Annotated in this window: 21 protein-coding genes and 2 pseudogenes; 16 read left to right on the plus strand and 7 right to left on the minus strand. The window is 67.7% G+C overall.

What is annotated here, in order from left to right; genetic code table 11:
* Window positions 1-347: 347 nt before the first annotated feature.
* Window positions 348-1,295: pseudogene (locus tag ASE68_RS02935) on the plus strand (manganese catalase family protein); the annotation flags it as partial.
* Between the two features lie 161 nt (window positions 1,296-1,456).
* On the opposite strand, the gene ASE68_RS20065 reads toward ASE68_RS02935, so the two are convergent.
* Window positions 1,457-1,612, minus strand: coding sequence for a hypothetical protein (locus ASE68_RS20065; protein WP_157421510.1), 156 nt, complete (start codon window positions 1,610-1,612; stop codon window positions 1,457-1,459).
* A gap of 115 nt (window positions 1,613-1,727) precedes the next feature.
* On the opposite strand from ASE68_RS20065, the gene ASE68_RS02940 reads away from it, so the two are divergent.
* The 6 genes and pseudogenes from ASE68_RS02940 to mmsB all read left to right on the plus strand — a co-directional run bounded on the left by ASE68_RS02940 (window position 1,728) and on the right by mmsB (window position 8,132).
* The gene (locus ASE68_RS02940) at window positions 1,728-2,798 is read left to right on the plus strand and encodes a LacI family DNA-binding transcriptional regulator (RefSeq protein ID WP_082461919.1); all 1,071 of its coding nucleotides are present in this window, start codon (window positions 1,728-1,730) and stop codon (window positions 2,796-2,798) included.
* 117 nt (window positions 2,799-2,915) lie between these two features.
* A pseudogene (locus ASE68_RS20870) lies at window positions 2,916-3,077 on the plus strand (L-ribulose-5-phosphate 4-epimerase); the annotation flags it as partial.
* A 31-nt stretch (window positions 3,078-3,108) separates the two neighbouring features.
* Window positions 3,109-3,773: L-ribulose-5-phosphate 4-epimerase (locus ASE68_RS02945; RefSeq protein ID WP_235480874.1), on the plus strand; the 665-nt coding region annotated here is incomplete at its 3' end.
* Between the two features lie 265 nt (window positions 3,774-4,038).
* Window positions 4,039-5,196, plus strand: a complete 1,158-nt coding sequence (gene chvE, locus ASE68_RS02950; RefSeq protein WP_055855018.1) for a multiple monosaccharide ABC transporter substrate-binding protein — start codon at window positions 4,039-4,041, stop codon at window positions 5,194-5,196.
* Between the two features lie 129 nt (window positions 5,197-5,325).
* Window positions 5,326-6,855 carry a multiple monosaccharide ABC transporter ATP-binding protein gene (gene mmsA, locus ASE68_RS02955; RefSeq protein WP_055855020.1) on the plus strand — a complete coding sequence of 510 codons (1,530 nt, stop codon included), beginning with the start codon at window positions 5,326-5,328 and terminating at the stop codon, window positions 6,853-6,855.
* A 32-nt stretch (window positions 6,856-6,887) separates the two neighbouring features.
* Window positions 6,888-8,132 (plus strand): multiple monosaccharide ABC transporter permease, encoded by a 1,245-nt coding sequence (gene mmsB, locus ASE68_RS02960; protein WP_055855022.1) that lies wholly within the window; start codon window positions 6,888-6,890, stop codon window positions 8,130-8,132.
* Between the two features lie 132 nt (window positions 8,133-8,264).
* On the opposite strand, the gene ASE68_RS02965 is transcribed toward mmsB, so the two are convergent.
* Together ASE68_RS02965 and ASE68_RS02970 are read right to left on the minus strand one after the other, a co-directional pair.
* On the minus strand, window positions 8,265-8,957 hold the full coding sequence (locus tag ASE68_RS02965; RefSeq protein WP_055855023.1) for a maleylpyruvate isomerase family mycothiol-dependent enzyme: 693 nt from the start codon (window positions 8,955-8,957) through the stop codon (window positions 8,265-8,267).
* 68 nt (window positions 8,958-9,025) lie between these two features.
* Window positions 9,026-9,409 carry a glyoxalase superfamily protein gene (locus ASE68_RS02970; protein WP_055855024.1) on the minus strand — a complete coding sequence of 128 codons (384 nt, stop codon included), beginning with the start codon at window positions 9,407-9,409 and terminating at the stop codon, window positions 9,026-9,028.
* A 150-nt stretch (window positions 9,410-9,559) separates the two neighbouring features.
* On the opposite strand from ASE68_RS02970, the gene ASE68_RS02975 reads away from it, so the two are divergent.
* The 9 genes from ASE68_RS02975 to ASE68_RS20080 all read left to right on the plus strand — a co-directional run bounded on the left by ASE68_RS02975 (window position 9,560) and on the right by ASE68_RS20080 (window position 18,728).
* Window positions 9,560-10,135 carry an HhH-GPD-type base excision DNA repair protein gene (locus ASE68_RS02975; RefSeq protein ID WP_055855025.1) on the plus strand — a complete coding sequence of 192 codons (576 nt, stop codon included), beginning with the start codon at window positions 9,560-9,562 and terminating at the stop codon, window positions 10,133-10,135.
* A gap of 133 nt (window positions 10,136-10,268) precedes the next feature.
* Entirely contained in the window at window positions 10,269-11,708 is a 1,440-nt protein-coding gene (locus ASE68_RS02980; RefSeq protein WP_082461921.1) for a sensor histidine kinase, read from the plus strand.
* A complete protein-coding gene (locus ASE68_RS02985) occupies window positions 11,705-12,376 on the plus strand; it encodes a response regulator transcription factor (protein WP_055855028.1) in 672 nt (223 codons plus the stop codon). The genes ASE68_RS02980 and ASE68_RS02985 overlap by 4 nt, the downstream gene beginning before the upstream one ends.
* 255 nt (window positions 12,377-12,631) lie before the next feature.
* Window positions 12,632-14,104, plus strand: coding sequence for an acyltransferase (locus ASE68_RS02990; protein ID WP_055855030.1), 1,473 nt, complete (start codon window positions 12,632-12,634; stop codon window positions 14,102-14,104).
* 301 nt (window positions 14,105-14,405) lie between these two features.
* Window positions 14,406-14,639: a glutaredoxin-like protein NrdH gene (nrdH, locus tag ASE68_RS02995; protein WP_055855033.1), complete on the plus strand. Its 234-nt coding sequence runs from the start codon at window positions 14,406-14,408 to the stop codon at window positions 14,637-14,639.
* Between the two features lie 68 nt (window positions 14,640-14,707).
* On the plus strand, window positions 14,708-15,127 hold the full coding sequence (gene nrdI, locus ASE68_RS03000; RefSeq protein ID WP_055855035.1) for a class Ib ribonucleoside-diphosphate reductase assembly flavoprotein NrdI: 420 nt from the start codon (window positions 14,708-14,710) through the stop codon (window positions 15,125-15,127).
* 26 nt (window positions 15,128-15,153) lie between these two features.
* Complete coding sequence (nrdE, locus tag ASE68_RS03005) at window positions 15,154-17,259, plus strand: class 1b ribonucleoside-diphosphate reductase subunit alpha (protein WP_055855037.1); 2,106 nt, start codon at window positions 15,154-15,156, stop codon at window positions 17,257-17,259.
* Window positions 17,260-17,335: 76 nt separating this feature from the next.
* Window positions 17,336-18,316 (plus strand): class 1b ribonucleoside-diphosphate reductase subunit beta, encoded by a 981-nt coding sequence (gene nrdF / locus ASE68_RS03010; RefSeq protein WP_055855039.1) that lies wholly within the window; start codon window positions 17,336-17,338, stop codon window positions 18,314-18,316.
* A 136-nt stretch (window positions 18,317-18,452) separates the two neighbouring features.
* Window positions 18,453-18,728: a helix-turn-helix transcriptional regulator gene (locus ASE68_RS20080; protein ID WP_157421513.1), complete on the plus strand. Its 276-nt coding sequence runs from the start codon at window positions 18,453-18,455 to the stop codon at window positions 18,726-18,728.
* Between the two features lie 280 nt (window positions 18,729-19,008).
* On the opposite strand, the gene ASE68_RS03015 is transcribed toward ASE68_RS20080, so the two are convergent.
* The 4 genes from ASE68_RS03015 to ASE68_RS03030 form a co-directional block, all read right to left on the minus strand.
* The gene (locus tag ASE68_RS03015; protein ID WP_055855041.1) at window positions 19,009-19,659 is read right to left on the minus strand and encodes a thioredoxin domain-containing protein; all 651 of its coding nucleotides are present in this window, start codon (window positions 19,657-19,659) and stop codon (window positions 19,009-19,011) included.
* A 61-nt stretch (window positions 19,660-19,720) separates the two neighbouring features.
* Entirely contained in the window at window positions 19,721-20,407 is a 687-nt protein-coding gene (locus ASE68_RS03020) for a cation diffusion facilitator family transporter (RefSeq protein ID WP_055855043.1), read from the minus strand.
* A complete protein-coding gene (locus ASE68_RS03025; RefSeq protein ID WP_055855045.1) occupies window positions 20,404-20,742 on the minus strand; it encodes a helix-turn-helix transcriptional regulator in 339 nt (112 codons plus the stop codon). The genes ASE68_RS03020 and ASE68_RS03025 overlap by 4 nt, the downstream gene beginning before the upstream one ends.
* A 151-nt stretch (window positions 20,743-20,893) precedes the next feature.
* Window positions 20,894-21,502 (minus strand): DUF305 domain-containing protein, encoded by a 609-nt coding sequence (locus ASE68_RS03030; protein ID WP_055855047.1) that lies wholly within the window; start codon window positions 21,500-21,502, stop codon window positions 20,894-20,896.
* Window positions 21,503-21,514 lie beyond the last annotated feature (12 nt).

Raw genomic sequence — 21,514 nt, forward strand, 5'->3', positions numbered from 1 at the left:
CTCACGACGCGCGCGCCGGGCGAGCCGCAGTTGCGGCAGGTCACCGAACCGCGTGCTACACGACGTGGGATCGGTGGGGGCGGCGCCGGGTCGGTGGTCGGAGTCATGCCCATGTCGTGTCCCCATCTCGATCCGGCGGTTCGTGGCCGCCGCCCGGCTCACGGTAGGCGAGCGCGCCGTCGAGGCATAGGCACTTGACATCCGCGCCGCGATCGGCGGGGTCGGCGAACCGATGGGTGGGTCCGCGACCCGCGTCGGAGGCGGTCCTGTCAAGCCCCTGCGCGGGTCGATGCCCCCAGACGTAGCCTTACCGCTCCGCAACGACGCAAGGCCCCAGGGGGTACCGGATGTTCTTCCACGTGCAGCGACTGATCAACGAGATCGTGCCCGACGAGCCGGACCCGGCCGCCGCGAACGCCCTGCAGGAAGGCCTCGGCGGACAGTTCGGCGAGATGCGCACGATGATGCAGTACCTGTTCCAGGCCATGAACTTCCGCGGCCCGACGGGCAAGCCGTATCGGGACCTGCTGCAGGGCATCGGCACCGAGGAGATCAGCCATGTCGAGCTCATCGGCACCACGATCTCGCGGCTGCTCGACGGATCGCCGAGGTATCAGGGCAAGCCCACCGACCCGGTGGACCGACCCGGCGCCGGCGGCGCGACCCCGTTGAAGATCGCGCTCGACGAGGGCAACATCCACCACTACCTCGTCGGCGCGCAGGGCGCCCTGCCGGTCGATGCCGCCGGCAACCCGTGGAGCGGCAGCTACGTGTACAACTCGGGCAACCTGCCGCTCGACCTGCTCTACAACCTCATGCTCGAGTCGACGGGCCGGCTGCAGAAATGCCGCATCTACGAGATGACCGACAACGCGACGGCGCGCTCGACGATCGCGTACCTCATCGTGCGCGACCAGGCGCACGAGAACGCCTATGCGAAGGCGCTCGAGTCGCTCGGCGTGGCATGGGATGCGTTGCTGCCGATTCCGAAGACGAACGCGGAGCGGTTCCCCGAGGTCAAGCGCCTGCTCGATCTCGGGCTCCAGAGCAAGCAGTACACGTTCGACCTCGCCGGGCAGTCCGAGGCGGGCCGGATCTTCCAGGGGATGTCGCCCTCGAACGACGGCACCGAGCTCGACGCCCGCGAGCAGGCGCCAGAGGGCGTGCCGTCGACGATCGCCCCCGAGCGGTTCGAGGAGTTCTCGCCGGGCCTCGATGCGGACCTCCTCGCGCTCATCCAGGAGACCGCCGAGATGGAGATGGCGGAGGCGGCCGACCCGCTGTTCGGGCCGATGACCTCGGCTGCGACACCCGCTCCGGCATCGGCAGCGGCATCCGAGTCCGGGTCGAATGGAGGGACGACGTCGAAGCCCTCGACCGGATCGAAGGGTCGTGCCAAGCCGAAGAAGTGATCCGCCTCAGGCGGGTGGCTCGAACCGCACGAGCAGCTGCCGGCTCACGAGTCCGACCGTGCCCGCGAGCGCGCGTGCCGTCGACTCGGGCACGAACGGGAGGCGAGGCCGTCGGAGGCGCGGAGCGGCGCGCGCACGCGGTCGAGGTCGGCGACGACCCTGCCGATCGGAGAGGCGGGGCTCAGCTGAGGCTTGCTCATGTCCGCATCCTACGGCCGGCGGGAGGCGCGGAGGCGGCAGGCGTGCGCGCAGTCCGGCGACGCGGCGGTTCGGATACGCTCGGGTGCGAAACCAGGCGGTGACGAGGGGCGGTCCATGCAGGCATCCGGCACCGAACGCGCGCCCGGTGGCCCGGCTGCGCCCGCGTCGTCGGCCGCGCCCGAGGCGTCAGCGCCGACCCGAGCGGCCGGTGTTCGCGACGTCGCGGTGCTCGCCGGGGTGTCGCGCCAGACGGTGTCGCGGGTGCTGAACGAGCATCCGCAGATCAAGGAGGCCACCCGCCGCCGGGTCATGGACGCGATCGCCGAGCTGCAGTACACGCCGAACTTCGCCGCCAGAGCCCTGGGCACGAAGCGATCGCGCACGATCGGCGTGCTCGCGTCGGACTCGCGTCACTACGGCCCGTCGACGAGCATCGCGGCGCTCGAGGCGGCGGCGCGCGCGGCCGGCCACTGGGTGAGCACGGCCTACGTCGACTCCGAGGACCTCGGCTCCGTCTCGGCGGGCATCGCGCACCTGCGCGGCCAGGCCGTCGACGGCATCGTCGTGGTCGCGCCGCATGTGCGCGTGCTCGAGGCGTTCGACGAGCTGCGCGTCGACGTGCCGGTCGTGACGCTGCTCGCCGGCGGACGCGACGACCGCAGCCCCGCCGTCGACCAGGTCGAGGGTGCCCGCATCGCCACGCGTCACCTCGTCGAGCTCGGGCACACCAGGGTCGCGCACCTCGCGGGCCCATCGGACTGGCTGGAGTCGAGCTCGCGCGAGCGCGGGTTCGATCTCGAGCTCGCCGCGCACGGGCTCGAGCCCGTCGCGGTGGTGCGCGGCGACTGGTCGGCGCGATCCGGGTACGACGCGGGGGAGCGCCTGCTGGCGGATGCCCCGACCGCCGTCTTCGCCTCGAACGACCAGATGGCGCTCGGCCTCATGCGCTTCGTGCGCGAGCGCGGCGGCGAGGTGCCGGGTTCGCTCAGCCTCGTGGGCTTCGACGACATCCCCGATGCGGAGTTCTTCTGGCCCCCGCTCACGACCGTGCGGCAGGACTTCGACGAGCTCGCCCGCCGTGCGGTCGCCGCCATCGTCGAGGGAGTCGGTGGGTCGGATGCCGCGGCGAACCGTCCGATGCTCGTTCCGGAGCTGATCGTCCGTGCGTCGACGATGCCGCGCTGAGGCCGGCCCCGGCACGCCTGGGCGGCGTCGCCTCGCACGCCCGGCAATTGACACCCGCAGGCGTCTGCGTCAGAATGTGACCGGTCACAGTGGCCCGAACGCGATGGAGGACGCCCCGTGAACGCAACACCCCAACCGTTCGGGGCCGACCTCGAAGCCTCGATCGCCCGCGTCCGAGCGGAGGTCGCGAAGTTGCATGCCGAGTTGACGCGGTATGGCCTGGTGGTGTGGACCGGCGGCAATGTCAGTGGTCGGGTTCCGGGTGCTGAGTTGTTCGTGNCCGCGACGAGACCGGGCAGCAGGGAACTCGATCGCCCGCGTCCGAGCGGAGGTCGCGAAGTTGCATGCCGAGTTGACGCGGTATGGCCTGGTGGTGTGGACCGGCGGCAATGTCAGTGGTCGGGTTCCGGGTGCTGAGTTGTTCGTGATCAAGCCGTCGGGTGTGTCGTATGACGATCTGGCGCCCGAGAACATGATCCTGTGCGATCTGGACGGCAATGTGATCGAGGGCACGCCTGGTGCTGAGCGGTCGCCGTCCAGCGATACGGCGGCGCATGCGTACGTGTATCGGAACATGCCCGAGGTCGGTGGTGTGGTGCACACGCATTCGACGTATGCGGTTGCGTGGGCGGCGCGCAATGAGGAGATCCCGTGTGTGATCACGGCGATGGCCGATGAGTTCGGTGGTCCGATTCCGGTGGGTCCGTTCGCGATCATCGGGGATGACTCGATCGGTCGGGGCATCGTGGAGACGTTGTCGGGGCATCGGTCTCGTGCGGTGTTGATGGCCAATCATGGGCCGTTCACGATCGGTGCGTCGGCGAAGGATGCGGTCAAGGCTGCGGTCATGGTCGAGGATGTCGCGCGGACGGTGCATCTGGCTCGTGAGGCCGGCCCGTTGGTGGCGATCCCGCAGGACTCGATCGACCGGTTGTACGACCGGTACCAGAACGTCTACGGACAGAGCACCGACGCNTCTGGCTCGTGAGGCCGGCCCGTTGGTGGCGATCCCGCAGGACTCGATCGACCGGTTGTACGACCGGTACCAGAACGTCTACGGACAGAGCACCGACGCCAGACGAACGCCGGCGCGCACCTGACGGGCTTCGACCCGGGCACCACCCGCGCCGAAAGGCGCATAACTCAACAACACAAGCTTGCGGCATCCGTTCTCGGGTGGCGCGGGGGAGCGGCGTTCATGGACACCGCCGCTCCGACTGTCACCAAGACGATGACGTCCATGAATGACACAGTGAAAGGAAACACCGTGAAGAACACGAAGAAGGTGCTTCTCGCAACGATGGCGGCAGCTTCCATGCTCGCACTCGCGGCGTGCTCGGGCGGCTCCGGCGACAGCGGGAGCGGCGATGGCGGTGGCGACGGCGGCCTGATCGGCGTCGCGATGCCGACCAAGAGCTCGGAGCGTTGGATCCAGGACGGCGACGCCGTCAAGGCGCAGCTCGAGGAGCAGGGCTTCAAGGTCGACCTGCAGTACGCAGAGGACGACATCCCCACGCAGGTCTCGCAGATCGAGAACATGATCACCAAGGGTGCTGAGGCCCTGATCATCGCGTCGATCGACGGCACCACGCTGTCGCAGGTGCTCCAGGACGCGGCCGACGCCGACATCCCGGTGATCGCCTACGACCGCCTGATCCGCGACTCCGAGAACGTGGACTACTACGCCTCGTTCGACAACTACGTCGTCGGCGTGCAGCAGGCCACCTCGCTGCTGAACGGCCTGGGCCTGACCGATCTCGAGGGCGCGCCGGCTGCCGACGCACCCAAGGGCCCGTTCAACATCGAGCTGTTCGCCGGTTCGCCCGACGACAACAACGCCACGTTCTTCTGGAACGGTGCGATCGACACCCTGCAGCCGCTGATCGATGACGGCACCCTGGTCGTCAAGTCGGGTCAGACCGAGTTCGAGCAGGCCGCCACCCTCCGTTGGGACGGCGAGGTCGCGCAGGAGCGCATGGAGAACATCCTGACCTCGACGTACTCCGACGGTTCGACGGTCAACGCGGTCCTCTCCCCGTACGACGGCCTCTCGCGAGGCATCATCTCGGCCCTGACCGACGCCGGTTACACGGTCGGCGAGGGCTGGCCGATCATCTCGGGCCAGGACGCCGAGCTCGACTCGGTCAAGGCGATCAACTCGGGTGAGCAGTACGCGACCATCTTCAAGGACACCCGCCAGCTCGCAGAGGTCGCCGTGAACATGGCCGCCGCGATCCTGAACGGTGACGAGGTCGAGGTCAACAACGAGACCGACTACGACAACGGCGTGAAGGTCGTCCCGTCGTACCTGCTCGAGTCCCAGATCGTCGTCAAGGACAACATCACCGAGGTCCTGGTCGACAGCGGCTACTGGACCGAAGAGGAAATCAACGGCTGATCGACCCCCAACCGGGTTGACCCGCTGATGGGATGACGCGGCCGGAGCCTGGGGCGGGAGTAGTCTCGCCTCAGGTCCGGCCGCGGCATCCGCGTCCGACAGGGCACCGGCGATGAAGCAGGAGCGAATATGACCACCAACATTCTCGAGATGCGCGGCATCACGAAGACCTTCCCCGGCGTGAAGGCACTGTCCAACGTGACCATCGAGGTCGAGCGCGGCGAAGTCCACGCCATCTGCGGTGAGAACGGCGCGGGCAAGTCCACGCTGATGAAGGTGCTTTCGGGCGTCTACCCCCACGGCACCTATGACGGCGACATCGTCTTCGAGAACGAGACGGTCGAGTTCAAGGACCTCACGGACAGCGAAGCCAAGGGCATCGTCATCATCCACCAGGAACTCGCGCTCAGCCCGTACCTGTCGATCGCCGAGAACATCTTCCTCAACAACGAGTTGAAGGGCCGCGGCGGCCTCATCGACTGGAACAAGACGAACTTCGAGGCGTCCAAGCTCCTCGCCCGCGTCGGCCTCCGCGAGAACCCGACGACGAAGATCATGGACATCGGCGTCGGCAAGCAGCAGCTCGTCGAGATCGCGAAGGCGCTCTCGAAAGAGGTGAAGCTGCTCATCCTCGACGAGCCGACCGCCGCCCTGAACGACGAGGACTCCGACCACCTGCTCGACCTGATCCTGCACCTCAAGGGGCAGGGCATCACGTCGATCATCATCAGCCACAAGCTGAACGAGATCAAGAAGGTCGCCGACTCCGTCACGGTCATCCGCGACGGCAAGACGATCGAGACGATCGCCAAGCAGGAGGTGACCGAGGACCGCATCATCAAGGACATGGTCGGCCGCGACCTCGAGCACCGCTACCCCGACCACACCCCGAACCTCGGCGACGAGCTGCTCCGGGTCGAGGACTGGACCGCGCACCACCCGCAGGACCCGTCCCGCGTCGTGGTCGACAAGGTCAACCTCAACGTGCGCGCCGGCGAGATCGTCGGCATCGCGGGCCTCATGGGCGCCGGCCGCACCGAGTTCGCGATGAGCCTCTTCGGCCAGAGCTACGGCTCGCGCATCTCGGGCAAGGTGTTCCTCCGCGGCAAGGAGATCAAGACCCGCACCGTCTCCGAGGCCATCGACCAGGGCATCGCGTACGCGACCGAAGACCGCAAGACCTACGGCCTCAACCTCATCGAGGACATCAAGCGCAACATCTCGATGGCGTCGCTGAAGAAGCTCGAGAGGTTCGGCCTCGTGCACGACAACGAGGAGTACAAGGTCGCCACCGAGTTCAAGCAGTCGATGAACATCAAGGCGCCGAACGTCCTGGTGAAGACCGGCAAGCTCTCGGGCGGCAACCAGCAGAAGGTCGTGCTGTCGAAGTGGATCTACTCCGACCCCGACGTGCTCATCCTCGATGAGCCGACGCGAGGCATCGACGTCGGTGCCAAGTACGAGATCTACACGATCATCAACAAGCTCGCCGCGCAGGGCAAGGGCATCATCGTCATCTCTTCCGAGCTGCCCGAACTGCTCGGCATCTGCGACCGCGTGTACGCCCTCTCCGAGGGTCGCATCACCGGAGAGCTCCCCATCGCCGAGGCCACCCCCGAGTCGATGCTCAAGCTCATGACCATGGAAAAGCCGCGCTGACGCCCGGGCGCGCGCGAATCACAGGAGACCCCATGTCCAACCCATCTCAGGTCCCGACCACCGAGTCGATCCAGGCCGGCGGCAACGTGAACCCGCCGAGCAACAAGTTCACCGAGCGCCTCAGCCACGTGCTGGCCGACCTCGGCAAGAACGGCATCTTCATCGCGCTCATCGCGGTGGTCGTGCTGTTCGCGATCCTCACCGACGGCATCCTCCTGCGCCCGCAGAACATCTCCAACCTGGTGGTGCAGAACGGCTACATCCTCGTTCTGGCCATCGGCATGGTGATGGTCATCATCGCGGGCCACATCGACCTGTCGGTCGGTTCGGTCGCCGCCTTCGTCGGCGCCTGCTCGGGCGTGTTCGCCGTGCAGTGGGGCCTGCCGTGGTGGCTGTCGGTGATCCTCTCGCTCGGCATCGGCGCGCTCGTCGGCGTCTGGCAGGGCTTCTGGATCGCGTTCGTCGGCATCCCGGCGTTCATCGTGACGCTGGCCGGCATGCTCATCTTCCGCGGCCTTGCCCTCGTGGTGCTCGGCAACGCGAACATCGGCTCGTTCCCGGCCGAGTACCGTGCCCTCGGCAACGGCTTCCTCACCGACCTGTTCGGAGAGTTCGAGATCGATCCGCTCACGCTCGGCGTCGGCGCGCTCGCGATCATCGCCCTCGTGGTGCAGCAGATCCGCACCCGCCGCGGTCGCCAGAAGTACGGCCAGGACGTCGAGCCCATGGTGTGGTTCGCCATCAAGCTCGTGCTCATCTCGGCCGCGATCGGCTTCTTCGCGTACTCGCTCGCCTCGTACAAGGGCATCCCGATCACGCTGATCATCCTCGCCGTGCTGATCCTGGTGTACGGCATCGTGATGAACCGCACGGTCTTCGGCCGCCACATCTACGCGATCGGCGGCAACCGCCACGCGGCGGAGCTCTCGGGCATCAAGACGCGTCGCGTCGACTTCTGGCTGTTCGTCAACATGGGCACGCTCGCCGCACTCGCGGGCCTCATCTTCACGGCCCGTCTGAACCTCGCCGGCCCGAAGGCCGGTGACGGCTTCGAGCTCGAGGCGATCTCGGCGGCCTTCATCGGCGGCGCAGCGGTGCAGGGCGGTGTCGGCACCATCGGCGGCGCGATCATCGGTGGTCTGATCATCGGCGTGCTGAACAACGGCATGTCGATCATGGGCATCGGCATCGAGTGGCAGCAGGTCGTCAAGGGCCTCGTGCTGCTGCTCGCGGTCGCCTTCGACGTCTACAACCGCCGTCGCTCCGGCGGTCGTTGAGTGAGGCCGAGCCTCACGGCGTGACCTGAACGAAGGGGCGGATGCTGCGGCATCCGCCCCTTCGTCGCGTTCGGGGCGAGCGGATGTCGCGAGCCGGCCGCGCGCGTCGGTGCGCGACGCGGTGTCGGCCCGTCAGGCCTTCGGCGCGGGGCGGGGCGCGGTGTCGCTGCGCCCGTAGAGGAACAGCAGGATCTCGGCGGCCGTGCCCTGCAGTACGGGGCCGTGGCCGAAGCTCCAGTCGGCGTCGGTCGCGGCGAGCGTGCAGCCGCGGGTCACCGCCTTGATCTCGGTGGGGGCCTCGAGTGCGCGGCGCAGCGCCACGGCTCCGGAGGCGCGCTCGGGCACCGCGATCGGCACGTCGAGCGAGGCCGCCACGTCGACGGCCGCGATGACGGCCTCGGCGAGGGCGCCGATGCCCGTCTGCACGGCGTCGCCACCACTCCCAGCAGCCGCGGCATCCCGCAGTCTGGTGAGGTCCATGACGAGCGCGGCGGGCGAGGCATCGACGGATGCCGCGGTGCGACGCGCGATCGCGAGCTCGGCGGCCGCAGCGCTGAAGCCCTGCTCGGCGAGCGAGCGGGCGCTCGTGCGCCAGCGCTCGCCGCGCGCGGTCGAGAGCCGCCACGCGAGGTGCGCCACGACATCGTGCACGCTCCACCCGGGGCGTCGGCTGTCACCGGCCCATGCGGTGTCGGGCAGCGGGGCGAGGGCGGCGGTGAGCGCGCCCAGCACGTCGGCGAGTTCGGCGTTCCACGTGTTCGTGACGGCGGACTCGTCGTGCTTCGGCCGGTTCGAGAGCGGCAGGAAGCGCGAGAGGTCGGACATGCATGCAGCCTACGCGCGCGGGTGCGGCGCGGCATCCGCCCCCTCGCCTCTGCGGACGACGGCGTCGCCTACGACTGCTGCGAATAGTCGGGCAGCTCCTGCAGGGTCCAGCGGTTGCCGTCGGGGTCCTTGACCGTGACGAAGCGGCCCCAGGCCTGCTCGTCGACGCCGTCGGCCTCGACGCCCTTCGCACGGAGGTCGGCGAGCACGGCGTCGGCGTCGGGGATGACGACCTGGATGGAGTCCTGCGTTCCCGGGGCCATCGTGAGGCCGAGGCCCGTTCCGATCGCGATCGAGCACGCGGATCCGGGCGGAGTGAGCTGCACGAATCGCAGGTCGTCGCTGACCCGCTGGTCGTGGTCGGCGTTGAAGCCGAGCTTCTCGACGTAGAAGGCCTTCGCGCGATCGACGTCGGTGACGGGCACGAAGATGAGTTCGATCTTCCAGTCCATGGTGTGACTCCTCGTAGGGTGTTCGCGATCCGTTCCATCGAATCGCCTCAGGCCAGTCTCGCCAAGCATGCGGTCAGGTCCTGTCCGGAATGGCGGGCGAGTGCGAATGGGGTTCCGGATGCCGCGGGCGGCCGGTGGGAGGATGGATGCATGCCACTGCACATCACCGGAGACCCCGCCGCCGACGAACTGCTGAGCGACGATGCGTTCGCGCTGCTCACGGGCATGCTGCTCGACCAGCAGGTCACCATGGAGTCGGCGTTCGCCGGGCCCGTGAAGATCCGCGACCGCGTCGGCTCGATCGATCCCGCCGTCATCGCGGACGTCGCGCCCGACGCGTTCGTCGAGGCGTTCAAGCAGACGCCCGCCGTGCACCGGTTCCCCGGATCCATGGCCGAGCGCGTGCAGACCCTCGCCACCGCGGTGCGCGACGAGTGGGGCGGCGACGCGACGGCGATCTGGACCCGCGGCGAGCCCACGGGCGCCGAGGTGCTGAAGCGCCTCAAGGCGCTGCCCGGGTTCGGAGACCAGAAGGCCCGCATCTTCCTGGCGCTGCTCGGCAAGCAGTGCGGCCTCGAGGCGCCCGGCTGGCGCGAGGCCGCAGGCGCCTACGGCGAGGCCGACGCCTACCGGTCGGTCGCCGACATCGTCGACCCCGAGTCGCTCGCCAGGGTGCGCGCCACGAAGCAGGCGGCCAAGGCCGCCGCGAAGGCCGCCAAGGGCTGAGCGCGCGGCGGCGCCTGCTCTCGATCGGCGCCGGCCCCCGGCATCCGCTCGCCCGGCACCCATACCTGCGAGGGATGCCGCAACCGGCCCACGGAGGGATGTGCGCGCCGCGCGTGCGTGCCAGAGTGACGGCATGGTCACCGCATCACGACCGGGTCCGCCCGTTCCACCTCCGCCGCCCTCGCCCTCCGACGTCGCCGCTGCGCGACCGGGTGCCCTGCGGCCTGGAGCCGGCCGCTCCGACGCCGGCAGCTCGGACGAGGCCCGGTCGCGTGGCGTGTTCGCCGGGCCCTCGCTCGGCGTCGAACCGAAGACCGTCATGTGGGTGCTGACCGTCTTCGTCGCGGTCGTGCTCTACGCCGTGTCCGTGCCGATCGACGCAGCCGTCTATCACGTGCACGTCGCCGCCGCCTTCGGCATCGCGCTCGTGCAGGTCGGGTCGCTGCTGCTCGCCATGTGGAACGGCTGGGCTGCCGCCGCCGCGTTCCTCGCCGGGCAGGCGGCGTTCGGGCTGCTGGGCTCCGCGGATCCCGGCCTGCCGTGGCCGGTGACGGTTCCGCAGCTGATCCTGCTGTGCGCGGTGCTCGCGTTGATGGTGCTGCGCGGCTCCAAGCAGGCGGCGGTCGCGCTCTGGCTCGGCGCCATCGTGGTGCCGCTCGTCATCGCGTTCGTGCCGGGGCACGGCGCGACCCCCGACGGTGTCATCGCGAACCTCGTCACGAGCGGTGCGGTGAGTGCGCTCGTGCTCGGTGCGGCATTCGCGGTCACCGCCGGGCGGGCCAGGCTCGACGCCGCGCTCGACGAGGAGCGCCGCTCGAGCGCCGTCGAGCACGAGCGCCGGCTCATCGCCGAGGAGCGCACGCGCATCGCCCGCGAGATGCACGACGTCATCGCGCACGGCATGTCGATCATCCAGGTGCAGGCGTCGAGCGCGCCCTACCGGCTCACGGGGCTCGATGAGGCGGCGACGGCCGAGTTCGCCGAGATCGCGGCATCCGCCCGGTCGGCGATGGCCGAGATGCGGGCGCTGCTGGGCGTGCTGCGCGACCCCGCGGGCGAGCCCGAGACCGCGCCGCAGCCCGGACTCGCCGAACTGCCCGAACTCGTCGCGAGCGTCGAACGCGCCGGCGTGCCGGTGTCGCTCGAGCTCGCGCCCGGGCTGCTCGACGGCGGCCCGGCCGCCCGCGCCGCTTACCGCATCGTGCAGGAGTCGCTCAGCAACGTGCTGCGGCACGCGCCCGGTGCGGCGACCCTCGTGAGCGTCGACCGGGCGAGCGACGGGCGCGCCGGCCTCGAGCTCGTCGTGCGCAATGCCTCGTCGACGGATGCCGCGGTCGACGCCGGTGCCGGCGCCGGTGCGACCGGAGCCGGGGAAGCGGTCGACCCGTCCGCCGCCCGGCGCGAGCCCGGCGCCGGTCACGGCCTCATCGGCATGCGCGAGCGCGTGCGCATGCTCGGTGGCAGGATCGAGAGCGGTGAAACCGTCGACGGCGGTTTCGAGGTGCGTGCCACGCTGCCGCTCACGGCCGACACCGACATCCGCTCGGCGGCCGATCGATCGGGGGACTCGTGACGATCTCGGTGCTCATCGCCGACGACCAGGCGATGGTGCGCGCCGGGTTCGCCGCGGTGCTCGACGCCCATGAGGGCATCAGCGTCGTCGGGCAGGCCGCCGACGGCGCCGAAGCCGTGATGCTCGCGCACGAGCTGCGTCCCGACGTCGTCGTCATGGACGTGCGCATGCCCGGCATGAACGGCATCGACGCGACGCGGGCGCTGCAGACCCCGCCGCGATCGAGCGACTACGTGCCGCGCGTGCTCATGCTCACGACGTTCGACATCGACGACTACGTCTACGCGGCGCTGCGGGCCGGTGCGAGCGGATTCCTGCTGAAGGACGCCCTGCCGGCCGACGTCGTGAACGCCGTGCGGGTCATCGCCGCGGGCGAGGCGCTGCTCGCGCCGAGCGTCACCCGCCGCCTCATCGAGGACGTCGCGCGCACGGCGCCGGCCCCGCGCGTCGACGAGCACCTGCTCTCGTCGCTGACGGCCCGCGAGCGCGAGGTGCTCGAGCTCATCGCCCGCGGACGCTCGAACCAGGAGATCGCCGGCGACCTCTTCATCGCCGAGCAGACCGTGAAGACGCACGTCGGCAAGATCCTCGCCAAGCTGCACCTGCGCGATCGCGTGCACGCCGTCGTCTTCGCCTACGACATCGGCCTGGTGCAGCCCGGGCGCTGACCCGCGAGCGCTCGTCGCCGGCGAGCTGCGGCGCAATTCCGGAGGGGCGCGCCGCCACGCCGCGGCACGCCGGGGCTCGGGCGGCGTGTCGTGCGTGCGATCCGGAGTTGCGCACGTGCGGCGCGCGGCCGCGGCATCCGCTCGCCCGTACCGGGGTAGGGGTGCGAACCGCACCGGCGGGTGATGCCCGCGCAGGCACCGCGTTCGTAGCCTGCCCGCACGGGCGGAGGTGCCGCCCCGGGGAGGAGCGTCATCGTGACGCTGAACGCAGAGCGCATCGCCGTGATCGGGCGGGCGCCGACCCGAGACCGCCGTCAGGGCCCGTCGGGTCGCGGTCCGGCAGGTCACGAGCAGGTCGGCCAGCGCAGGGATGCCGCGATCGACGCCGCCCGAGCCGCATGCCTCGTCGTCGTGTTCGCGCTGCACGTCACGATGGTCGGCGTCAGCGTGGGCGCGGGCGGCCCGGTGCTCGAGAACGCCCTCGAGCACTGGGCGGGCTTCGCAGCCGCCACCTGGTTCGTGCAGATCATGCCCCTCTTCTTCGTGATCGGCGGCTACTCGGCCTGGTCGCAGTGGCGGCGCATGCAGCAGCGAGGGGCGGATGCCGCGAGCTACGTGCGCGGTCGCCTCGCCCGTCTCGTGCGGCCGGCGATCGCCCTCGTCGTCGTCGTCGGGCTCGCGCTCGCCGTGCTGGCGGCCGCCGGACTGCCCGCCGAGGTCGTCGCCACCGCCGGATACCGCATCGGGCAGCCGCTCTGGTTCCTCGCCGTGTACCTCGCCTGCACCTCGCTCGTGCCGCTCATGGCACGGGTGCACTCGCGGCATCCGTTCGCGACCGTCGGGGTCCTGCTCGCGGTCGTCGTGGCGGTCGACCTCGTGCGCATGGCCACCGGCATCGACGCCATCGGGTTCGCCAACCTGCTCGCGGTGTGGCTGCTCGTGCAGCAGGGCGGGTTCCTCCTCGCCGACGGCACGGTCGAGCGGATGTCGCGTGCCGCACGCCTCCGGGCGGCGCTCGCCGCGCTCGCGGTGCTGCTCGTGCTGACGAGCGTCGGACCGTACTCGCCCGACCTGCTCATGAACCTCAACCCGCCGACCGTGTGCCTCGTGGTGCTCGGTGTCGTGCAGCTCGCGCTGTTCTCGCTCATGCGGCCGTCGCTGCGGCGATGGGCCGAGCGACCGCGCCCCGCCCGCGCGATCGCGAGCTTCGGCGAGTGGGGCATGACGCTCTACCTCTGGCACATGCCCGCGCTCATCGCGCTCGCCGGGGTGCTGCTGTGGCTGAACAGCGCCGTCGGCCTCGCACTGCCGGTGCCGCTCACCGACGAGTGGTGGGCGAGCCGGCCGAGCTGGCTCGTCGTCGCGGCGGTCGTGACGGCGGGGTTCGTGCTGGTGTTCCGGCGCTGGGAGCGCGGAGGTGCGCCGGTGCCGGTGCCGGTGCCGGTGCCGGTGCCGTCGGTGCGGTCGGTGCCGGCGTCGTCGGTGGTCTTGCGTGCGATCGGGTCTCGATTCGGGCGGCTCACCGCCGTGCGGGTGCCCGTCGCGGTCGCGGTCGTCAGCGGCATCCTGGGCGTCGGGCTGGTGCTCGTGTTCGGCTTCGGCGTGTGGATCGCGCTCGCCGCGGTCGGGCTGCTCGGCATCGCGTTGCTGGGCTCGCGCGACACGCGCACGACGCCCGCCGCGATGTCGGTGGGTGGTGGCAGCATGGAGCTACAACACAACATGTAGGGGTCGTCGCATCCTGTACCCCCCAAGTGTCGTTCTCGGCGACACGCCCGGGGTTTCATCCACAAGCAGTGAATCGGGTCGGTTTCCAACTGTGGATAACCTCGGCGGCCTCCGCGAGAATCCGCGGATCACCGGGGCATCCGATTGGGGATGGACTGTGGATGAAGCGGTGGAAAACTACAGGAATGTAATTACTGCATGTTGTGTCGGGTGAGTTCGTCAGCCACTAGATGTAGTATTGAAACCGCTAGAAATCACGGGGGCGGGCTCCTCCGGAGCCTGAGAAAGAACAGGGGAGAACATGACGGTCACGGTCTACACCAAGCCTTCCTGCGTGCAGTGCAACGCGACGTATCGCGCACTCGACAGCAAGGGCATCGAGTACGAAGTGCTCGACGTCTCGACCGACGAGAGTGCACTCGCACAGGTCAAAGAGCTGGGCTACCTGCAGGCCCCGGTCGTCATCACCGACGAAGACCACTGGTCGGGCTTCCGTCCCGACAAGATCGCTGAGCTCGCCTCGCGCCTGGGCTGATCCTCGACCCGCATGGCACCGGTGAGCTCCACGGAGTGAACCGAAGCCGCGAAGGGAGAGCACCCAGCATGACGAACCTCGTCTACTTCTCGAGCGTGTCGGGCAACACCGCACGCTTCATCGAGAAACTCGGACGCCCCGCCAGCCGCATCCCGCTGCATGCGAGAGATGCGCCGCTCGTGGCATCCGAACCGTATGTGCTCGTGCTCCCCACCTATGGCGGGGGCGACGGCAACGGCGCGGTGCCCAAGCAGGTCATCCGGTTCCTCAACGACGAGCACAACCGGTCACTGATCCGCGGGGTCATCGGCGCCGGCAACACCAACTTCGGCACGGGCTACTGCCTGGCCGCAGACATCATCGCGGCCAAATGCCATGTGCCGCCGCTGTATCGCTTCGAAGTATTCGGAACACCTGACGACGTGAACGCCGTCAACGAGGGATTGGACGCATTTTGGTCAACTCAGCAACTTCTGACAGCGGTGTAGCCGTGATCGACGCGCCGCGCGTGGGCATGGACTACCACTCGCTCAACGCGATGCTGAACCTCTACGGCGAAGACGGACAGATCCAGTTCGACAAAGACCGTGAGGCGGCGCGCGAGTACTTCCTCCAGCACGTCAACCAGAACACCGTCTTCTTCCACTCCCTGAAGGAGCGGCTCGACTACCTCGTCGAGAAGGAGTACTACGAGCAGGCCGTGCTCGACCAGTACTCGTTCGAGTTCATCACCAAGCTCAACGACCTGGCGTACTCGAAGAAGTTCCGCTTCGAGACGTTCCTCGGCGCGTTCAAGTACTACACGAGCTACACGCTCAAGACGTTCGACGGCAAGCGCTACCTCGAGCGCTTCGAAGACCGCGTCGTCATGACGGCCCTCGGCCTCGCGCAGGGCGACGAGCAACTCGCCGTCAACCTCGTCGAGGAGATCATCGGCGGCCGGTTCCAGCCGGCCACGCCGACGTTCCTCAACACCGGCAAGGCGCAGCGCGGCGAACTCGTCTCCTGCTTCCTGCTGCGCATCGAAGACAACATGGAGTCGATCTCGCGCGGCATCAACTCCGCACTGCAGCTCTCCAAGCGCGGCGGCGGCGTGGCGCTCTCGCTCAGCAACATCCGCGAGGCGGGCGCCCCGATCAAGCAGATCGAGAACCAGTCGTCCGGCATCATCCCCGTGATGAAGCTCCTCGAAGACAGCTTCAGCTACGCCAACCAGCTCGGTGCCCGCCAGGGCGCCGGCGCGGTGTACCTCAGCGCGCACCACCCCGACATCATGCGGTTCCTCGACACCAAGCGCGAGAACGCCGACGAGAAGATCCGCATCAAGACGCTGTCCCTCGGCGTCGTCGTGCCCGACATCACGTTCGAGCTCGCCAAGAACGGCGAGGACATGTACCTCTTCTCGCCGTACGACGTCGAGCGCGTCTACGGCAAGCCGTTCGGCGACATCTCGGTCACCGAGAAGTACCGCGAGATGGTCGACGACCCGCGCATCAAGAAGACCAAGATCAACGCGCGCGAGTTCTTCCAGACGCTCGCCGAGATCCAGTTCGAGAGCGGCTACCCCTACATCGTGTTCGAAGACACGGTGAACAAGGCGAACCCGATCAAGGGCCGCATCAACATGTCGAACCTCTGCAGCGAGATCCTGCAGGTCAACACGCCGACCACGTACAACGAGGACCTCTCGTACAACGAGATCGGCAAGGACATCAGCTGCAACCTCGGTTCGCTGAACATCGCCCTCACCATGGACTCGCCCGACTTCGGCAAGACGGTCGACACCGCCATCCGCGGTCTCACGGCCGTATCGAACATGAGCCACATCACGTCGGTGCGCTCGATCGAAGACGGCAACGACAAGTCGCACGCCATCGGCCTCGGCCAGATGAACCTGCACGGCTACCTCGCCCGCGAGCGCATCTTCTACGGCAGCGAAGAGGGCATCGACTTCACGAACATCTACTTCTACACGGTGCTGTTCCACGCCCTGCGCGCGTCGAACGCCATCGCGAAGGAGCGCGGCGAGACCTTCGACGGGTTCGCCGAGTCCAAGTACGCGTCGGGCGAGTTCTTCGACAAGTACACGGATGCCGCGTGGGTGCCCGCGACCGCCAAGGTCACGCAGCTCTTCGCCGACTCCAACGTGCACATCCCGACGCAGGAAGACTGGAAGGCGCTGAAGGCGTCCGTGCAGGAGCACGGCATCTACAACCAGAACCTGCAGGCCGTGCCGCCCACCGGGTCGATCTCGTATATCAACAACTCGACGGCCTCGATCCACCCGATCGCGTCGAAGATCGAGATCCGCAAGGAAGGCAAGCTCGGTCGCGTCTACTACCCGGCGGCGTTCATGACGAACGACAACCTGGAGTACTACCAGGACGCCTACGAGATCGGCTATGAGAAGGTCATCGACACCTACGCCGCGGCGACGCAGCACGTCGACCAGGGCCTCTCGCTCACGCTGTTCTTCAAGGACACCGCGACGACCCGCGACATCAACAAGGCGCAGATCTACGCATGGAAGAAGGGGATCAAGACGATCTACTACATCCGCCTGCGGCAGATGGCGCTCGAGGGCACCGAGCTCGAGATGTGCGTCAGCTGCGCGCTCTGACGCCGGTCGAGTAGGCGCGCCAGCGCCGTATCGAGACCCGCCCCGCGACATCCGTCATCTGAGAGAAGCCGAGAACATGACCCCTCCCGAGAAGCTGAAGCTCGTCGACCACGTGCAGGCGATCAACTGGAACAAGATCCAAGACGACAAGGACCTCGAGGTCTGGAACCGCCTGGTGAACAACTTCTGGCTGCCCGAGAAGGTGCCGCTGTCGAACGACATCCAGTCGTGGAACACGCTCACACCCGAAGAGCAGACGCTCACCATGCGCGTGTTCACCGGGCTCACCCTGCTCGACACGATCCAGGGCACGGTCGGTGCGGTCTCGCTCATCCCCGACGCGATCACGCCGCACGAAGAGGCCGTCTACACGAACATCGCGTTCATGGAGTCGGTGCACGCGAAGAGCTACTCGTCGATCTTCTCGACGCTGTGCTCGACGAAGGACATCGACGACGCGTTCCGCTGGTCGGTCGAGAACGAGAACCTTCAGAAGAAGGCCTCGATCGTCATGGAGTACTACCAGGGCGACTCTCCGCTGAAGCGTAAGGTCGCTTCGACGCTGCTCGAGAGCTTCCTCTTCTACTCGGGCTTCTACCTGCCGATGTACTGGTCGTCGCGGGCGAAGCTCACCAACACGGCCGACCTCATCCGCCTCATCATCCGCGACGAGGCAGTGCACGGGTACTACATCGGCTACAAGTTCCAGAAGGGTCTCGAGAAGGCCACGCAGGCCGAGCGCGACGAGCTGAAGGACTACACGTTCTCGCTGCTCTACGAGCTCTACGACAACGAGGTGCAGTACACGCAGGACCTCTACGACGGCGTCGGCCTGACCGAAGACGTCAAGAAGTTCCTGCACTACAACGCCAACAAGGCCCTCATGAACCTCGGCTACGAGGCGATGTTCCCGAAGACCGTCACCGACGTGAACCCGGCGATCCTCTCGGCCCTCTCGCCGAACGCCGACGAGAACCACGACTTCTTCTCGGGCTCGGGCTCCTCGTACGTCATCGGCAAGGCCGTCTCGACCGAAGACGAGGACTGGGACTTCTAAGCGTGGTGTGAGCCGTCGCGATAGTTGATCCGGCGATACATCCAAGTTGATCCCGTTCAAACTACTTGATCCTTGAGAGGTAGTTGATCCATGGAAATGCTGGGATGTACGCCGGATCGCTGTGAGGGGCCCTGAGATGGGCAGAACTCCCCGCGAGAGTCCGCGGGAGCTCACGAGTTCGTGGCCCGACGTTCCTTGCGACGATCCGGCCGGGGAGATCGCGCGCCAGTTCGTGCTCAAGCTTGTGCAGGCCACAGACGGACAGAGCATTCGAGCGGTAGCCGAAAAGGCCGGTGTGAATGAAGGAACAATCCGACGGGTGATCGCGGGGGAGTCCTGGCCGGATCTCCGGACGATCGCTCGTGTGGAGATCAGTTTGAAGAAACGGCTGTATCGCTCTTCGGCCATTTGATCCTCGGGATCGCTCGACGCCAGAAGGACGAGCCTCGAGGCCCGCTTCAAGTCGATGCTCAGTCCCGAACGTCGAGCGCGTAGCTCTTGTGGTTGCCGCGTTAAACGTCCCTTCATCGGGCTGTTTCTCCGGCGGGTCTTACGGGAATGCACATGATGCTGGATTGCGTCGGCGCCCGCATGCGCGGCATCGAACGGAGGTTATGCCGACTGCGGACCGGCTTGCGGGCGGCGATACCTCGAGGCATATTCTTCGCGTTGAATGACCGGAGTGGTTTCGGTTACTCGGTGAGTGCGGTGTCCAGCGCTTTGCGGAGGTCGTCGGGCGAGGTGAGTGGGATGTACTCGTCGTTGACGAAGATCGTCGGGGTGCCGGTGGCGCCCAGCGCGGTCGCGGCGTCGTAGTCCTGCTGGACTCTTGCTTCGGTGGCCGGGTCGGCAACTGCATCGTCGTAGGCGGCGAGGTCGAGTTCCAGCTCTTGGGCGAATTCGCGGAACCGATCGGCCGCGGAGACCTGTTGTTCGCCCCATTCGGCCTGGGTCTCGAACATGCGGTGGTACATCTCCTCGAACTTGCCTTGCTGGGCGGCAGCTTCAACCGAGATCGCCGCGGTGCGCGAGTTGAAGTGCCCGGGCAGGGGGAAGTAGCGGGTTACGAAGGTGACGCGGCCCGCGTACTCCTCGCGGAGTTCCTCGACGACCGGGTAGACGGCACCGCACACTTCGCATTCGAAGTCGAGGAACTCGGTGAACGTGACGTCACTGGTCTCAGCGACGTCGAGGCGGTGGCTGTTCTCAGCGACGACCGTCGAGATCGCTGGCGTATTCTGCGCGGCTCCGGGCTGGTTGAGCGCGATCGCGACGATGCCGGCTCCGCCAGCGAGGACGACTCCGGCAAGGATGCCGGCCTGGATCTTCGTGCTTCGCTTCAATGGATTCCTTGTGTCAGGGTCGTCGGTTCGACCGGGCCGTGGTGGGTGTCAACGGGACCCATCATGAGTGCTCGTGCTCGTCCTCGTCCTCGTCCTCGTCCTCGTCCTCGAGGAGCATGCCGACGGACGTGGCGCACGCGTCGCCGCGCCATGCTTCGATGCCTTCGCGCACGGCGAACCCGGCGATGACGAGGCCGGCGATCGCGTCGGCCCACCACCATCCGAACATGCTGTTCAGGACGAGGCCGACCAGCACGGCCGCGGAGAGGTAGGTGCAGATCAGGGTCTGCTTCGAGTCCGCGACGGCGGTCGCTGAGCCGAGCTCGCGACCGGCCCGGCGTTCCGCGAGCGACAGGAACGGCATCACGAGCACGCTGAGTGCGGTGATGACCAGGCCGAGCGTGCTGTGCGCCACGTCGGCTTGCAGGATTAGCGCGAGCAGAGAGGATGCGGTGACGTAGGCGGCGAGGGCGAAGAAGGCGACGGCGATGACGCGCAGGGTGCCCTTCTCCCATCGCTCGGGGTCGCGGCGCGTGAATTGCCAGGCGACCGCGGCCGCGGAGAGCACCTCGATGGTGGAGTCGAGCCCGAATGCGATCAGCGCGGATGAGGACGCGATGGTGCCTGCGGTGATCGCGACCACTGCTTCGATCAGGTTGTACGCGATCGTTGCCGTGACGATCCAGCGGATCCGGCGCTGCAGGGTGTGCTTCCGTTCGGCGGAGAGCGAAGGTGTGTGGACGCTCATGCGCAGGTGCAGCTCTCTCCGGCGCAGCAGTCGGGATCGACGAAGAGCACGACCTGCAGCAGCTCGTTGAGCGCGGGTGCGAGGTGCGGGTCGGCGAGGCGATACCAGGTGCGGCGCCCGTCCGGCACCGCTTCGACGAGACCGCATCCGCGCAGGCAGGCCAGCTGGTTCGACATGACTTGGCGCGAGACGCCGAGCGCGTCGGCGAGGTCGGATGGGTAGGCCGGGGCCTCACGAAGCGCCAGAAGGACACCGGCACGGGTCGCGTCCGAGAGCGCGTACCCGAGCCGGGCCAGTGCGGCGGTGTGCGTCACGGACGCGGTGGCGGTCGACATGCGAACGACTGTACAGGAATCACTGAATTAAGGAAACGCTGTATCTGACGGTTCCGCTCTCGAGCGTGCACGGAACGGGCGGGGCAACCTGAGGTTGGCCCCCGCCCCTTCCGCCGCTCGGCAAGTGGCCGAGCACGCATTCGTGACGGAATCAGCTGGACGCGAGCAGGCTACGCATTTGCTGGATCTCGGCGGTCTGGTCGGTGATGATCTTCTCGGCCAGAGCCGTCGCGTCCGGATTCTGGCCTTCTGCGGCTTCGGTCTCGGCCATGTCGATAGCGCCTTCGTGGTGGACGATCATCTGTTCGAGGAACAGGGTCGAGCCTTCCTCGCCAGTGGCGGATTCAAGCGCCGCCATGTCATCCTCGGACATCATCATTCCGCCGTGGTCCATGCCTTCCATGCCGGATGACTCCACAGGCTGGCCCCAGTCGTCGAGCCATTCGGTCATGGTGTCGATCTCGGGCTGCTGGGCGTCCTTGATGGTCTGTGCGAGGTCGGCTACGGCCGGATCGACGCCGTCTTTTTCGAGCAGCATGTCGGACATCTCGATCGCCTGCTGATGATGGGCGATCATGCCCATCGCGAATGCAACATCTGCGTCATTGAAGTCGGCGGCCGCGTCGCTGTCGGAGGGCGCGGGCGAGGAGCCGTGGTCCATGCCGGACATGTCGCCGCTCGAGCCGGTACCGGAGCAGCCGGCGAGGAGGACGGTGGCGAGGAGCCCGATGGCGGGCAGCATTGTGGTGCGGAGTTTCATGAGGAGTCTCTC

Source organism: Agromyces sp. Leaf222 (genome assembly GCF_001421565.1).
Lineage (GTDB): Bacteria > Actinomycetota > Actinomycetes > Actinomycetales > Microbacteriaceae > Agromyces.